Genomic DNA, 15,696 nt, shown 5'->3' with positions numbered 1-15,696 from the left:
ATGTCTTCAGGCGCGTTCCACGTTGCAGATCGTGGTCTTGGTTTCCTGCATCATGGTCACGCTGTCGTAGCCATAGGTGGTGGCCGTGTTCACGGCCTCGCCGCGCACCACGGGCGCCGCGCCCTTGGGGTAGTACGCCAGCATGTCGGCGCCCTGCCAGCGGCCCGAGAAGTGAAACGGCATCCATACCGTGTCGGGCGCCACGCGCTCGGTGACGAGCGCCTGCACATTGAGCCGCGCACCCGTGGGGGAACTGAGCCACACGCGCTCGCCGTTGCGGATGCCGCGATCCGCCGCCGTCTTGGGGTTGATCTCGACGAACGATTCCTGCTGCAGCTCCGCCAGCCAGGGATTGGAGCGGGTTTCCTCGCCGCCGCCTTCGTATTCCACGAGTCGGCCCGAGCTCAGGATGAGCGGGAATTTCTCGTGCACCTTGTCGGCCACGTTCTTGTCCTGAAGGCTCTTGTAGAGCGTGGGCATGCGCCAGAAAGCCTTCTTGTCGTCATGGGTGGGGTACTTGGCGACAAGGTCCGGGCGGGTGCCGTACAGCGGCTCGCGGTGCTGCGGAATGGCATCGGGGAAGTTCCACACCACCGCGCGCGCCTTGGCATTGCCAAAGGGATGGCAGCCATGCTTCATCGCCACGCGGATGATCGCGCCCGTCGGGTCGGTCTTCCAGTTCTTGCCCTCGGCCTTGGTTTTCTCGGCGTCGGTGAGGTCGTCCCACCAGCCCAGCTTCTTGAGCAGCACATGGTCGAACTCGGGGTAGCCCGTGGTGATCTCGCTGCCCAGCGAGTGCGAGCCGTCCTCGGCCAGCAGGTTCTGGCCGTCCTTTTCCACACCGAAGTTGGCGCGGAAGTTGCCGCCGCCATCCATCACGTGCTTGGAGGTGTCGTACAGGTTGGCCGAGCCGGGGTGCTTGAGCTCGGGCGTGCCGTAGCAGGGCCAGGGCAGGCCGAAATAGTCGCCCGTGAAGTCGTAGCCGGTGTCCTTGTCCTTGCCTCCCTTGGCCTTCAAGGTTTTCACGTCGAACACGTGCATGTTCTTCATGTGCGCCTTCAGGCGCTCGGGGCTCTGGCCGGTGTAGCCAATGGTCCACACGCTCTTGTTGATCTCGCGCAGGATGTCCTCGGGCACGGGCTCGTCCATGCCCTTGACCTTCTGCATCTTGTAGTTCTTGGAGAGCTCGGTGGCAAAGCCCAGCTTCTCGGCGAACTGGTGCATGATCATGTGGTCGGAACGGCTCTCCCACAGCGGATCGATCACTTTCTCGCGCCACTGCAGCGAACGGTTCGAGGCCGTGCAGGAGCCGCTGGTCTCGAACTGCGTGGCCGCGGGCAGAAGGTACACGGCGCGGTTGGGGTTGAGGTCCTCGGCCTTGCCGGGCATCGCGGCCATGGCCGCCGTGGCCGAGGGGTACGGGTCCACCACCACCAGCAGGTCCAGCTTGTCCATGGCCCGCTTCATCTCGAGGCCCCGCGTCTGCGAGTTGGGCGCGTGGCCCCAGAAGAACACGCCGCGCAGGTTGGAGTCCTGGTCGATGAGCTCGTTGTTCTCCAGCACGCCATCGATCCAGCGCGACACCGTGATGCCGCTCTTGGTCATCATCGCGGGCGAGGCGTACTGCTTCTTGATCCATTCGAAATCCACGCCCCACACCGCTGCGAAGTGCTTCCAGGAGCCTTCGGCCAGGCCGTAGTAGCCGGGCAGCGAATCGGGGTTGGGGCCCACGTCGGTCGCGCCCTGCACGTTGTCATGGCCCCGGAAGATGTTGGTGCCACCGCCGGTCTTGCCCACATTGCCCAGTGCCAGCTGCAGGATGCACGATGCGCGCACCATCGCATTGCCGATGGAGTGCTGCGTCTGGCCCATGCACCAGACGATGGTGCCCGGGTTGTTCTCGTGCAGCATGGTGGCGACCTTGAGCATCTGCGCCTCGCCGACGCCGCAGGCATCCTGCACCTTGTCGGGCGTCCACTTGGCCAGCACGTCCTCGCGCACCTTGTCCATGCCGTAGACGCGGTCGTTGATGTACTTCTTGTCTTCCCAGCCGTTCTTGAAGATGTGGTACAGCAGGCCGAACAGGAAGGGGATGTCGGTGCCCGAACGGATGCGCACGTATTCGTCGGCCTTGGCGGCCGTGCGGGTGAAACGCGGGTCCACCACGATCATCTTGCAGCCGGTTTCCTTGGCGTGCAGCATGTGCAGCATGCTCACCGGGTGGGCCTCGGCCGCGTTGGATCCGATGTACAGGGCGACCTTGCTGTTCTGCATGTCGTTGTACGAATTGGTCATGGCGCCGTAGCCCCATGTGTTGGCCACGCCGGCCACCGTGGTGGAGTGGCAGATGCGCGCCTGGTGGTCGCAGTTGTTGGTGCCCCAGAAGCTCACGAACTTGCGCAGCAGGTAGGCCTGCTCGTTATTGTGCTTGGACGAGCCCACGAAGTACACGCTGTCAGGGCCGCTGGCCTTGCGCAGCTCCTGCATCTTGGCGGTGATCTCGTTCAGGGCCGTGTCCCAGCTGATGCGCTCGTACTTGCCGTTCACGAGCTTCATGGGGTAGCGCAGGCGGTACTCGCCATGGCCATGCTCGCGCAGCGCGGCACCCTTGGCGCAGTGCGCGCCCAGGTTGATGGGCGAGTCGAACACGGGCTCCTGGCGCACCCACACGCCGTTCTCGACCACGGCATCGACCGCGCAGCCCACCGAGCAGTGGGTGCACACGGTGCGGCGCACTTCGATCTTGCTGTCGCCCAGGCCCACCTTGGCGCCTTCGGCGGCACTGGACTTCTTGACCAGGGTCAGCTGCGACGCGGCAATGCCGACGCCGACGCCCAGGCCCGAGCGGCGCAGGAACGAGCGCCGGTCCATGGTGGGCAGGGCCTGCGACAAACCGCGGCGCAGGCTGTGGACAAAGGGAGATGCCGGGGCTGCGCCGGGCGCGGCGTGCGGCGATTTCTTGGTGAGCAACATGGGGCGCCCCGCGTCAGAGTTGGGTGGTCTTGTAGTACTGCTTCACATGGGCGGACAGGTGGTACCCGCCGCCCTTCTCCGGCGCCACGCGGGGGGGCGCGGACACTGCCGCATCGGAAGACGGCGCCACCTGTGGAAGGGCCACCACGGCGGCCGCTGCGGCGCCGACGGTGGCGGCGCCGGCAAAGAAGCTGCGGCGCGAGGATGGGGGTTGGCTGTTCTGCATGCTTGTCTCCAGAATGGCTGGCAGCTATGAAAGGCTGTTCATACAGTCTATGTCACTGAGTGCAACACTGCAATTGAGGCAAATACCTCCCACCAAGTTACTCACCTTTTATAGCGGCCCGGCCAGACGCCGCGAGCGCGCCCCGCTCAATCGAGCATGTCGAAGCCCTGCGCCTCCACGGCCACGAAAGCCCGCGTGAATGCGGCCAGCGCCGCATACAGGCGGGCCTGGGGGTGGGCCGCCAGCGCATCGCACAGCGCCCCGGTCCAGGGCTGCAGGTGCGTTGCAAAAAAGTCGCGCTGGGACGCCAGGTTGCACACGGCCACGTCGTCACCGGCAATCAGGTAGCGCATCACCTCGCACAGGTAGGCGATGTGGTCTTCGGTCTCGGGCATGGCCGCCTCATCACGCGCCAAACCCAGGCGGGCCAGGTCGGTGCGCAGGCGGGCCAGGGGCTTTTCGTTCAGGAAGCCGCTCAGGTAGTGCGATGCGTACAGGTAGACCTCGGGCTTGCCCACGCCGCCGAACAGGCGGTCGAACTCCAGCGCCACGGCCGCATCATCCAGCGCGCGCGCCGCACCCACCAGTTGCTGCCAGGGCTCCTGCAGAAAGCCGCCCGCGGTGGGCGCCTCGGTCACGGCCACGCGCAGGGCGGACAGCAGTTCGGGGCCGGGCGCCGCGTAGTACAGCTGCGACAGCAGGCCATACAGCTCGGCGCGCGCGGTTTCTTCGTCCAGCGCCGAGCTGCCGGGGGTGGTCATTGAAGGTTGGGCGCTCACAGGTCCGTCACTTTCGCTTCGCTTTGGGAGGAATACAGGTCGATCACGCGGCAGTCGCTGCACATCTTCAGGCGCTCCAGCGCCTCGCCCTGGAACATGGGGTGGCCCGAGAGCTTGCCCAGCATGGCCTCGATGGCCTTGACCGTGCCGAACGGCTTGCTGCAGCGCACACAGGCCCAGGGCTTGGCTTCGTTGAGCACGCGCAGCTGCGCGCGCTCGGGCGTGAGCAGCAGGCGCGGCTGCAGGGTGATCGCGTCCTCGGGACAGGTGGTGGCGCACAGGCCGCACTGCACGCAGTTCTTCTCGATGAAGCGCAACTGGGGCAGTTGCGGGTTGTCCTGCAGGGCGCTGGCGGGGCACGCGCTCACGCAGCTCAGGCACAGCGTGCAGCGGTCCTTGTCCACGGTGATGCTGCCCAGCGGGGAGCCCGCGGCCGGCAGCGCAATGGCATCGGGCCGCACCGTGGCCGGGGCTGGCGCGTATTCGATGAGATGGTCCAGCGCCATCTCCAGCGTGCTGCGCTTTTCCTGCACCACGGCGAAGCGCGCGGCCACGGCGGGCGTGGCCTGGCGGGTCTGCCCCAGCGCCTGCAGCGCGGCATCGAGCGCCGTGGGATGCACGGCCTTCACCAACTGCAGGTGGCTGCCCGTGTAGCCCAGCCCCCGCAAGATGGCCTGCGCCACATCCATCTGCGCCTGCAGGCCTTCGAGGTACTGCGGGGCCTCTTCATCGGTCACCAGCACCGCGACCTGCGATGCGCCGTAAGCCACGGCGCTCAGCCACAGGTCCACGCCCAGGCTGGCCGTGTGCCACACCGCCACCGGAATCACCCGCGCCGGCACGCCGTGCGCCACCTTGAGTTGCGCCGCGCGGCCCAATTCCTCCACCAGCGCCTGCCCGCGCTCCTGGCTGTGCAGCAGCACCACGGCGTCCTTGCCGCCGGCTGCGGCATAGGTGGACAGCAGCGTCTTGAGCTTCGTGCCCTGGTCCGTGGCGCCGGGGTAGGCATAGGTCAACGCGCCCGTGGGGCACACCGTGGTGCAGGCACCGCAGCCCACGCACAAATGCGGGTTCACCTTGATTTGTTGGCGGCTCTTGTCGCTGGCAATGGCCTCGGCCGAGCAGATGTCCACGCAGGCATTGCAGCCCACGGTTTCATTGCGGCTGTGGGCGCACAGCTTTTGCTTGTAGGCAAAGAACTTGGGTTTCTCGAACTCGCCCACCAGTTCGCGCAGGCGCAGCAGCGTGGCGATGTCGCGGCCGTCCCAGCGGAAGTACCCCTGCGGCAGCGCGTGCTGCACGAAGGTGGGCGTGGCCGTGGCGGCGCGCAGGTCGAGCACGATGTCGAAGCGCTCGGTGTGCGGCGCGGCTTCGCGGGTGAAGTCGATGGCGCCCGCCACCTGGCAGACCTTCACGCAAGTACGGTGCGACTGGCAGGCCGACAGGTCGATCTGGTAGTCCAGCCCGATGGCGTTTTCGGGGCACGCGGCCACGCAGGCATTGCAGCGGGTGCACAGGTCCAGGTCGATGGGGTTGTCGGCCGTCCATTGCACATCGAACGCGCCCAGCCATCCCGCAAGGCCGGTGATGCGCCCGCCCAGCACGGGAAAGCGCCGCGCCTGCGCGCCGCCCGCAGCGCCCGGGCCCTGGGTGAACACCGTCACCTCCAGCACGTCGGACACCATGGCCGCCGCACGCTCGGCCGCATCCAGCGGCCCGATGATCAGAAGGCGCCCGGCGCTCCTGAACGTGACCGTGGGCACGGGTGCGGGCTCGGGCAACTGCGCGGCGGCCAGCAGCGCCGCGATCTTGGGGGTGGCCTGGCTCGCATCGCGGCTCCAGCCGCCGGTCTCGCGGATGTTGACGAAGCGGAGGGGGGAGATGGCGCCCTCGGTCTGCTGGCCCAGTTCGGCGAACAGGCGCTGCTCCTGCGTGCAGGCCACCACCAGGTCCTGGCCGGTCTTGATGGCCTGCTGGAAAGCGCCGGCTTCGCGCCGGCACAGCGTGGAGTGAAGGGTCAGGCCCTGGTCGTCATGCAGTGCCGCGCCCAACGCCTTCGCGTCGAGGGGCATCGTCTGGTTGCAGTCGCAGATGAGCGTCGTGGTCATGGTCGGGTTGGCTGGCTGGCGCGTCGGCCGTCCCGGTGGGGGACGGCGCGGGCGCGCCGGGCTCGCTGGAGGACTCGCTAGGAACAGCGGTGCATACCCTCGACTGTGCCACGCCCACAGCCTCTTGCGCCTCCGCATCATCCCGATGCCGAGCGGGACCCGGGGGCTTTGCCGCAGCGCCCTCCGCGTCCGGGGAGGGCTTTTCATGGTCGAAGAAGCCCATGGCATGGGCGCTGGCCATTTTGCGCAGCATGCCCTCGGGCAAGGGATCGGGCTGCGTGTAGTCGCCGATGTAGATGTCGAGGCCGTCCATCACGTTGAAGTGCGGGTCGGCGAACAGCTTCTTCATCGCCAGGTTGCGCACCTCGGGCGAGACCGCGCGCTGCACGAAGGGCTTGAAGTCGGACGTGGGCGTGAGGGCTTGGGCGTCGGCCAGCGTGGGCGGCGGTGGCGCCGGGTCGACGGGCGGCGGGTTGTCCGCCGCTGGGGGATGGGCGGCCTGCCCCGTCGCCGCCGCCGTGGCGGGCAAGCCCTGCGCCGGCACGGGGGGCAGTGCGGCGGCGGGCGGTGGGTCTGCCACCGGCTTGCCCTCGCGCACCTCCTGCTTGCGGCGCGACCAGCGCCCGAGGAATCCGTCAGCCACGGTCTGCCCTTCCCTGCTCCACGACGTCACCAACACCACCACGCCCGCCGCCGCCGCGCTGTTTCTCGGTGGAAACGGCCGCAGGATTTCCAAAACGGTCCTGCAGCGGGCGGAAGCTGTCGGGGCGCTTCCTGCGCTTGGGCTCGGGCTGGTAGTGCTCGACCACGAAGGCCCGCAGCACCTCCAGCACCTCGGGCGGGGCGGGCACCTGCTCCACGGTTTCCTGCGCGTCCAGCCAGCGGCCGGCGTCGTGGTAGCTCAGGCTCACGGCCACGGGGCGCGCCAGCGGGATCTCGCCCGTGCCGGTGTCCTCATCGCGGCGCCACAGCACGAACCAGCACGGGGCCGGCGAGGTGAGGTTGAGGTGGTAGCCCTCGGCATCGTCGCGGAACAGCTCCACCACGAAGCCGGGGAACAGCCAGCGCTGCTCGCGCTCGTCGCTGAGCAGGCGGCGCGGCGCGGTGCCGAAGGTGGGCTCGTTGATCACCACCTCGGCCAGCGACCAGCGCCAGGGCTGCCAGCGGTTGTCGATGCGCTCGCAGCGCATGATCACGGCAACGTCGGTGTGGGGGCGTTCGGTCATGGGCGTTGACTGTACTCCGCCCTCAGCCGACGCTCAGGCAAAACCAGGCGGCTTTGCGGGTTCTCAGTGCGGCGCAGTGGCCTGCGCCACCTCCAGCCGCTCGACGGCCACCGCGCAGTACTTGAACTCGGGGATCTTGCCGAACGGGTCCAGCGCCGCGTTGGTGAGCAGGTTGGCCGCCGCCTCCACGTACGCAAACGGCATGAACACGGTGCCGCGCGGCGTGCCGTCGTCGCGCCGCACGCGCACCTGCACCATGCCGCGCCGCGAGCGGATGCCCACCAGCGCCCCCGGCGCCACGCCCAGCCGCGCCAGTTCGTCGCCATGCAGCGACGCGGTGGCCATGGGCTCGATGGCGTCCAGCACGGTGCTGCGCCGGGTCATGCTGCCGGTGTGCCAGTGCTCCAGCTGGCGGCCGGTGATGAGCACCAGGGGGTAGTCGGCATCGGGCTTTTCGGCCGCCGGGATCACGCTGGCGGGCACCAGCTGCAGGCGGCCCGTGGGCGTGGGGAATTTCTCGGTGAAGACGATGGGCTGGCCCGGGTCGCCCTCCGTGAGGCAGGGGTAGGTCACGCTGGAGTCGCGCGCGAGGCGGTCCCAGGTGATGCCCTCGATGCTGGCGTGCATGGCCTGGCGCATTTCGTCGTAGACAGCGGCCACGCCGGATTCTTCGCCTTCGTAGTTCCAGCCAAGCCCCATGCGCGCGGCGATCTGCTGGATGATCCACAGGTCCGGCTGCGCGTCGCCGGGCGGGTTCAGGGCGCGGCGGCCCATCTGCACCATGCGGTCGGTGTTGCTGGCGGTGCCGGTCTTCTCGGGCCAGGCGCTGGCGGGCAGCACCACGTCGGCCAGCCAGGCGGTTTCGGTCAAAAAGATGTCCTGCACCACCAGGTGCGACAGGCTGGCCAGCGCGTGGCGCGCGTGGTTCAGGTCGGGGTCGCTCATGGCGGGGTTCTCGCCCATGATGTACATGCCCCGCACCTTGTGCGGGTCGCTGTCGTCGGCCAGGGCCTTGTGCATGATCTCGACCACGGTGTAGCCCGGCGCCTCATCGAGCCGGGTGCCCCAGAAGTCCTCGAACCAGGCATGCGCGTCCGCGTTGTCCACCCGCTGGTAATTGGGGAACATCATGGGGATCAGCCCCGCGTCGCTCGCGCCCTGCACGTTGTTCTGGCCGCGCAGCGGGTGCAGGCCGGAGCCGGGCTTGCCGATCTGGCCGGTGACGGCGCACAGCGCGATCAGGCAACGCGCGTTGTCGGTGCCATGCACGTGCTGGCTCACACCCATGCCCCACAAAATCATCGAGGCTTTGCTTTTTGCGAACGCCCGCGCTACCTCGCGCAGCGTCTCGGCCGGGATTCCGCACACCGGGGCCATGGCCTCGGGGCTGCAGCCCATCACGTTGGCCTTCAAGGCCTCGAAGTTGTTGGCGCGGTCACGGATGAAGGCCTCATCCACCAGTCCTTCGTCGATCACCGTGTGGATCAGCGCGTTGAGCATGGCCACGTCGGTGTCGGCCTTGAACTGCAGCGTGCGCCAGGCATGGCGGCCGATGTCGGTGATGCGCGGGTCGGCCAGCACGATCTTCGCGCCGCGCTGTGCAGCGTTCTTCATCCAGGTGGCCGCCACGGGGTGGTTGGCCGTGGGGTTGGAGCCGATCACGAAGATCAGTTCTGCATGCTCCACGTCGTGCACCGGGTTGCTCACCGCGCCAGAGCCCACGCCTTCGAGCAGCGCGGCCACGCTGGAGGCATGGCACAGCCGCGTGCAGTGGTCCACGTTGTTGCTGCCAAAGCCGGTGCGCACCAGCTTCTGGAACAGGTAGGCCTCTTCGTTGCTGCCCTTGGCCGAGCCGAAGCCCGCCAGCGCCTTGGGGCCGTGCGTGTCGCGCAGCGACCTGAGCGTGCCGGCGGCCAGGCCGAGCGCCTCGTCCCAGGTCGCTTCGCGGAAGGTATCGCGCCAGTCGGCGCCGTAGGGCCGCACCTCCTTGAGCACACCGCTCTTGCGGATCAGCGGCACCGTCAGGCGGTCGGGGTGGTGGGCGTAGTCGAAGCCAAAGCGCCCTTTCACGCACAGGCGGCCATGGTTGGCCGGGCCGTCGCGGCCCTCGACGCTGATGATTTTTTCATCGCGCACGTTGTAGGTGATGAGGCAGCCCACGCCGCAGAACGGGCAGACCGAATCGACCTTGCGGTCCACCGCCTGCGGGCCGATGTGCGTCTTGGGGCTGAGCGCGCCCGTGGGGCAGGCCTGCACGCATTCGCCGCAGGCCACGCAGGTGCTCTCGGCCATGGGGTCGTCGAGGTCGAACACGATCTTGCTCTGCGCGCCGCGCAGCGCGTAGCCGATCACGTCGTTGACCTGTTCTTCGCGGCAGGCGCGCACGCAGCGGTTGCACTGGATGCAGGCGTCCAGGTTCACGGCCATGGCGGGGTGGCTCAGGTCGGGCGCGGGCTGCTCGCGGCGCAGGGCGTGGAGGGCCGGGCGCACCGAGACGCCCAGGCGGCCGGCCCAGGCGCTCAGCTCGCCATGCTGGCCCACTGGGGCATCATTTTTTGAATCAAAATTGCCGCTATCGCTGGATGGACGTGCGCTAACAGCTATCAAATCAGGAGTGCACGTCTTTTCGTCGTTCCACCGGTATCCGACATCGGGCATGTCGGACAGCAGCATCTCCACCACCATCTGCTGGCTCTTGCGGGCGCGCGGGCTGGTGGCCTGCACCTTTATGCCGGGCGTGGGTGCGCGGCAGCAGCTGGGGGCCAAGGTGCGCTCGCCCGCGATCTCGACCACGCAGGCGCGGCAGTTGCCGTCGGGGCGCAGGCCGTCGGTGTAGCACAGGTGCGGGATCTCCACGCCATGGCGCTGCGCGGCTTGGAGGATGGTTTCGCCGGCGTGGGCGGTGACCGGCTGGCCATCCAGCTCGAAGGCCACGCCGGGCTGCACCGCAGTGGATGTCAATACGGCGCTCATGGCCGCACTCCCGGGGGCAGTTGCTCGGCGAGCGGGCTGCTGCGCGGCCTGGGCAAGTCGCCCGGCCAGGGTGCCTCGCCCACCTCGTGCGCAAAATATTTGTGGATGCAGCGGATGGGGTTGGGCGCAGCCTGGCCCAGCCCGCAGATGGACGCATCGCCCATCACCTGGGCCAGGTCGCCCAGCAGCTCTTCGTCCCACTGCGGGGCGCGCATCAACGCCGCAGCCTTGGCCGTGCCTACCCGGCAGGGCGTGCACTGGCCGCAGCTTTCGTGCTCGAAGAACCGCATCACGTTCAGCGCCGCATCGCGCGCCCGGTCGTGCTGGCTGAGCACAATGACGGCGGCCGAGCCGATGAAGCAGCCGTAGGGCTGCAGCGTGTCGAAGTCGAGCGGAATGTGGTTCAGGCTGGCGGGCAGGATGCCGCCCGACGCGCCGCCGGGCAGGTAGGCGTAGAGCTGGTGGCCATCGGCCATGCCGCCGCAGTATTCGTCGATGAGTTCCTGCACCGTGATGCCCGCAGGCGCGAGCTTGACGCCCGGCTGCCGGACGCGCCCGCTGACGCTGAAACTGCGCAGCCCCTTGCGCCCGTGGCGGCCGAAGCTGGCAAACCACTCGGGCCCGCGCTCGACGATGTCGCGCACCCAGTACAGCGTCTCGAAGTTGTGCTCCAGCGTGGGCCGGCCGAACAGGCCCACCTGCGCGATGTAGGGCGGACGCATGCGGGGCTCGCCGCGTTTGCCTTCGATGCTCTCGATCATGGCGGACTCTTCGCCGCAGATGTAGGCGCCCGCACCGCGCCGCAGCTCGATGTGGGGCAGCGGGCACGGCGGCTGGGCGTGCAGGTCGTCCAGCGCCGCTTGCAGCAGCGCGCGGCAGCCGTGGTATTCGTCACGCAGGTAGATGTAGACCGCCTCGGTGCCCACCACCTGGGCGGCGATGAGCACGCCTTCCAGAAAACGGTGCGGGTCGCGTTCGAGGTAGGTGCGGTCCTTGAAGGTGCCGGGCTCGCCCTCGTCGATGTTGACGGCCATCAGCCGTGGCGCGGGCTGGTCGCGCACGATGCGCCATTTGCGTCCCGCCGGAAAGCCTGCGCCGCCCAGGCCGCGCAGGCCCGAGTTCTCCATGGCCGAGAGCACCGCCTCTGCATCCATTTCGCCGTTGACCAGCGCGGCGGCCGTCTGGTAGCCGCCGTGCGCGCGGTAGGTGGCGAGGTCTGTGTGGGCGGGACTGACCGGGTCTGGCTGCGCAGGCACGCTGTGTTCGGCCAGCGCGGCAATATCAAAATTGATAGCTGCCAGCGCTTGTGGATGAAGCGCCAGGGCCCGATTTGGCTTCGAAATGATGGTGTCCAGCACGGCATCCACCGTGGCGTGTGGCACCGGGCACTGGTGCACCACGGCCACGGGCGCCTGCTCGCAGCGGCCCACGCAGGGCACGGCCACCACCTGCACATTGCCCTGCCCTGCACCAAGGTTCATCGCGCGCAGGCGCCCGGGCAGCTCGGCCAGCAGTTCATGTGCGCCGGCCAGGCTGCAGCTCAGGCTGTCGCACACCCGCAGCACCAGGCGCGGGGCCTGGGCATCCTCGCCGCGCACGATGTCGAAGTGGTGGTAGAAGCTGGCCACTTCATACACCTCGGCCATGGGGCGGTTGAGCTGCTTGGCCAGCGCCACCAGGTGGCGGTCGTGCAGCACGCCAAAGTGGTCGTTCAGCCGGTGCAGGTATTCGATGAGGAGATCGCGCCGAAAACCATCGGCCGGGCGCGGCCCCAGCAGCTGCGCCACCTCGGCCAGCGCGGCATCCTCGGGCTGGCGGCCTTTCAGGCGGCTCTTGCGGCGGATGCGCTCGCGCATGTCGTTGACGGACACGGCGGCCACGGTGGGGGCTTCGGGTGCAGGATTCATGGATCGGGATCGTGGGGGCGCGCAGCGGTGGTTATGAAGCCGCCTGCATACCGCAGGCTGGCGAGCGCAGTGTCGACGAGGCCCGCGGGGGCGTCAAATTGCTTACGCACATGGGACGATCACAAAAACAAATGAGCCCGGGCCGTCCCGTGCGCGGCCGCTACGCCTGCGGCGGCGGCGGGCGGCTGCGATGCAGCGCCGACAGGAAGTAGCGCGCGGCCTGGGGCAGGGGGCGGTCCCTGCGCGTGATGGCGCCGAACTCGCCCATCTTGTGCTTGATGTGGCAGGGCAGGATCTTGAGCAGATGGTGCCGCGCATAGATCGTGGCGATCGACAGCGGAATCACGGCCACCATGGTGGTGTCCGCGATCAGCTGCATGGTGGTCAGGATGGAGGCCGTCTCGATCAGGCCACGGGGCGGCGGCGCGTGGAGCGAGCGGAACTCCTGGTCCAGCACCTCGCGCATGGGGCTGCCGGAGGGCTGCAGTATCCAGGGGTAGTCCAGCAAGCTGGAGAAGGCAACCTGCCTTTTCTTGGACAGCGGATGCCCCACTCCCACCACCACGGCCAGCGACTCGTTGGCCAGCGGCTGAAAGCCGAACAGGGCCTTGTGCTCCGGCCGCACGCGCCCGATGGCGATGTCGATCAGGCCGTCCTTGAGCAGTTCGACCAGCCTGTCGCTGGTGTCCAGCGTCACCTGGATGGTGGTCAGCGGATAGGTCTTGTTGAACGCGATGATGGCCAGGTTCAGCAAGGTGGGCAGCGGCGCCATGATGCAGCCCACCGCCAGGCGCCCCGCGCTTCCCAGTTTCAGTTCATCGAGTTCGCGGGCCATGGACTCCATCGAGCCGCGCATGCCCTGGAAGTACCCCAGCACGCGCTCGCCGGCCGGTGTCATCCGCTGCCCCCGCCCCTCGCGTTCGAACAGGCGCTGCCCCAGCGCCGACTCCAGCTCCTGAATCATCTTCGTGGCGGCGGGCTGGCTCATTCCCAGCTCGACCGCCGCCCCCCGCAAGGTGCCATGTTCGGCAAAAGCCAGCATGAGGGCGACCTGCCGCATGCGCAGCCGGTTGAGCAGTTGCGAGACGACAAAAGGACTTGTTTTGTGCATGGAGGAACCGCCTCAGGCTTACGGGAAAACCCAGCGTCAAATCATAACCAGTGATTATTAGTTATGTTCAATTTTTGAATTTACGTTAACTATCCGCCTCCCAATAATCGGCCCACATGCAGCAGGCGACACCACCCAAAACCGAATCCCATCCATGACAAACGCCGCAAAACCGGTCGTGGCCCTGACCCTGGGCGACCCCGCGGGCATCGGTCCTGAGCTCATCGCGAAGTTGCTCAGCCGGCCTGATGTCCACGAGGAGGCCAACGTGGTCGTGGTGGGCGACATCTGGGTGTGGAATGCCGGCCAGCAGACCGCTGGCGTCGCCGTGCCGACACACCCCGTCGCGACGCTGGCCGAAGTGCGCCACCGCCCCCAACAGGACCGGCCTGCCTTTGTGCCGGTGGCGTCCATCGATGCCGGCAAGGTCCGCTGCGGCCACGTGGCGGCGGAATGCGGGGCCTCCGTCCTTCAGGTGCTGAACCTCTGCATGGATGCGGCCCAGGCCGCCCATGTGGACGCCATCTGCTTCGCCCCCCTGAACAAACACGCCATGAAGCTGGGCGGGCTCCGCCACGAGGACGAACTGCACCATTTCGCCGCGTACCTGGGAGTGCAGGGCTACTTCTGCGAGTTCAACACCCTGGGCCGCCTGTGGACATCGCGGGTGTCCTCGCACATTCCCCTCAAGGATGCCGCGCGGGCACTGAGCCAGGAACGCATCGTGGCCGCCGCCAGGCTCATCCACCAGTCGCTGCGGGACAGCGGGTTCCCCGATCCCAGGGTGGCCGTGGCGGCTTTCAATCCGCACGCGGGGGACGGCGGCATGTGCGGGCGCGAGGAGATCGACATCATCGCGCCGGCCGTCAGGACGCTCCAGGAAGCCGGAGTGCCGGTGGAAGGCCCCTTCCCCGCGGACACGGTGTTCCTGAAAGCGCGCGACGGCCACTACCAGGCGGTGGTGACCATGTACCACGACCAGGGCCAGATCGCGATCAAGCTGCTGGGATTCAGCCGGGGGGTCACCGTCCAGGGCGGGCTTCCCATCCCCATCACCACGCCCGCCCATGGCACGGCCTTCGACATCGCGGGCAGGGGCGTGGCCGATGTCAATGCCACGCACAACGCATTCCGGATCGCCGCACGCATGGGCTCGAACCAGCTGCGCGCCCGCCAGGGCGACCCGCTGGCCGGTGAATGACAGAAAAAAGAAATCGCCATGAAAATCAAATCGGTCCGCGCGCGCGTCTACGAATGGAAGGGCAAGACCATCGCGCCCCAGGACAACTTCTGCGCCAACGCCATGGACCTCGTCTACTCCAGGACCGAGACCATGAGCACCTTCCGCTTCCACTCTTGGACCGTGGTGGAGATGGAGACCGATGACGGCATCGTGGGGCTGGGCAACGTGGCGCTGGCGCCGCGCATCGCCAAGGCCATCATCGACGAGTACCTCGCGCCGCTGGTCATCGGACAGGACCCCTGGGACTACGAGTACCTGTGGCAGCGCATGTACCGCGCCACCCATGCCTGGGGCCGCAAGGGCGTGACCATGGCCGCCATCTCGGCTGTGGACCTGGCCATCTGGGACATCCTGGGCAAGAGCGTGAACAAGCCGGTGTTCAAGCTGCTGGGCGGGCGCACCAAGGAAAAGATCCCCTGCTACTACTCCAAGCTCTACCGCACCGACCTGGACGCCATGCAGGCCGAAGCGCAGAAGTTCCTGGACCAGGGCTTCACCGCATTCAAGATGCGCTTCGGCTACGGGCCCGCCCATCTGCAGCAGGGCGTGCAGGAAAACCTCAGGTCCGTCGAGGCCGTGCGCGAGGTCATCGGCTACGACAACGACCTGATGCTCGAGTGCTACATGGGCTGGAGCCTCGAATACGCCAGGCGCATGCTGCCCAAGCTCGAGAAGTTCGAGCCCCGCTGGCTGGAAGAGCCCGTGATCGCCGACGACATCGACGGCTATGCCGAACTCAATGCCATGGGCAGCATCCCCATTTCGGGCGGAGAGCATGAGTTCAGCCTCTACGGCTTCAGGCAGCTGCTGGACAAGAAGGCCGTGAGCGTCGTGCAGTACGACACCAACCGCGTGGGCGGCATCACCGCCGCCCACAAGATCAACGCCCTGTGCGAGGCCCACAGCGTGCCGGTGGTGCCGCATGCGGGGCAGATGCACAACTACCACCTGACCATGAGCACGCTGGCCTCGCCCATGGCCGAGTACTTCCCCATCTTCGACGTGGAGGTCGGCAACGAACTGTTCTGGTACCTCTTCGATGGCGAGCCCGTGGCGGAGAACGGTTTCCTGCAGCTCAGGGACGACGCACCGGGCCTGGGCCTCGCGCTCAAGACCGAGTACCTCGACCAGTTCCACATCGTCGGATAAG

The 15,696-nt window shown here is 67.7% G+C and carries 11 protein-coding genes; 2 read left to right on the top strand and 9 right to left on the bottom strand.

Annotated elements, in window-relative coordinates:
* Positions 1–6: 6 nt before the first annotated feature.
* The 9 genes from AC1RVY_RS15720 to AC1RVY_RS15680 all read right to left on the bottom strand — a co-directional run bounded on the left by AC1RVY_RS15720 (position 7) and on the right by AC1RVY_RS15680 (position 13,303).
* Positions 7–2,973 carry a formate dehydrogenase subunit alpha gene (locus tag AC1RVY_RS15720; RefSeq protein WP_492253748.1) on the bottom strand — a complete coding sequence of 989 codons (2,967 nt, stop codon included), beginning with the start codon at positions 2,971–2,973 and terminating at the stop codon, positions 7–9.
* Positions 2,974–2,986: 13 nt separating this feature from the next.
* Positions 2,987–3,199, bottom strand: coding sequence for a formate dehydrogenase (locus tag AC1RVY_RS15715; protein WP_492807080.1), 213 nt, complete (start codon positions 3,197–3,199; stop codon positions 2,987–2,989).
* Between the two features lie 146 nt (positions 3,200–3,345).
* Entirely contained in the window at positions 3,346–3,960 is a 615-nt protein-coding gene (locus AC1RVY_RS15710; RefSeq protein ID WP_492807078.1) for a TorD/DmsD family molecular chaperone, read from the bottom strand.
* A gap of 14 nt (positions 3,961–3,974) precedes the next feature.
* Positions 3,975–6,050 carry a 4Fe-4S binding protein gene (locus AC1RVY_RS15705; RefSeq protein ID WP_492807123.1) on the bottom strand — a complete coding sequence of 692 codons (2,076 nt, stop codon included), beginning with the start codon at positions 6,048–6,050 and terminating at the stop codon, positions 3,975–3,977.
* A complete protein-coding gene (locus AC1RVY_RS15700) occupies positions 6,010–6,729 on the bottom strand; it encodes a DUF3306 domain-containing protein (RefSeq protein ID WP_492807076.1) in 720 nt (239 codons plus the stop codon). Before AC1RVY_RS15700 ends, AC1RVY_RS15705 begins: the two co-directional genes overlap by 41 nt.
* Positions 6,722–7,312, bottom strand: a complete 591-nt coding sequence (locus AC1RVY_RS15695) for a DUF3305 domain-containing protein (RefSeq protein ID WP_492807074.1) — start codon at positions 7,310–7,312, stop codon at positions 6,722–6,724. The genes AC1RVY_RS15700 and AC1RVY_RS15695 overlap by 8 nt, the downstream gene beginning before the upstream one ends.
* Before the next feature lie 63 nt (positions 7,313–7,375).
* Positions 7,376–10,285, bottom strand: coding sequence for a formate dehydrogenase subunit alpha (fdhF, locus tag AC1RVY_RS15690; RefSeq protein ID WP_492807073.1), 2,910 nt, complete (start codon positions 10,283–10,285; stop codon positions 7,376–7,378).
* Positions 10,282–12,192 (bottom strand): NADH-ubiquinone oxidoreductase-F iron-sulfur binding region domain-containing protein, encoded by a 1,911-nt coding sequence (locus AC1RVY_RS15685; RefSeq protein WP_492807071.1) that lies wholly within the window; start codon positions 12,190–12,192, stop codon positions 10,282–10,284. Before AC1RVY_RS15685 ends, fdhF begins: the two co-directional genes overlap by 4 nt.
* Before the next feature lie 160 nt (positions 12,193–12,352).
* On the bottom strand, positions 12,353–13,303 hold the full coding sequence (locus tag AC1RVY_RS15680; protein WP_492807069.1) for a LysR family transcriptional regulator: 951 nt from the start codon (positions 13,301–13,303) through the stop codon (positions 12,353–12,355).
* 154 nt (positions 13,304–13,457) lie between these two features.
* Here AC1RVY_RS15680 and AC1RVY_RS15675 point away from each other — a divergent pair, with 154 nt between their 5' ends.
* Together AC1RVY_RS15675 and AC1RVY_RS15670 are read left to right on the top strand one after the other, a co-directional pair.
* A complete protein-coding gene (locus AC1RVY_RS15675) occupies positions 13,458–14,504 on the top strand; it encodes a 4-hydroxythreonine-4-phosphate dehydrogenase PdxA (RefSeq protein WP_492807067.1) in 1,047 nt (348 codons plus the stop codon).
* Positions 14,505–14,522: 18 nt separating this feature from the next.
* Entirely contained in the window at positions 14,523–15,695 is a 1,173-nt protein-coding gene (locus AC1RVY_RS15670) for an L-rhamnonate dehydratase (protein ID WP_218295869.1), read from the top strand.
* Position 15,696 lies beyond the last annotated feature (1 nt).

The sequence above is a fragment of the Acidovorax sp. GW821-FHT11A03 genome, assembly GCF_058809075.1.
This window is presented reverse-complemented; position numbering and strand designations above follow the sequence as displayed.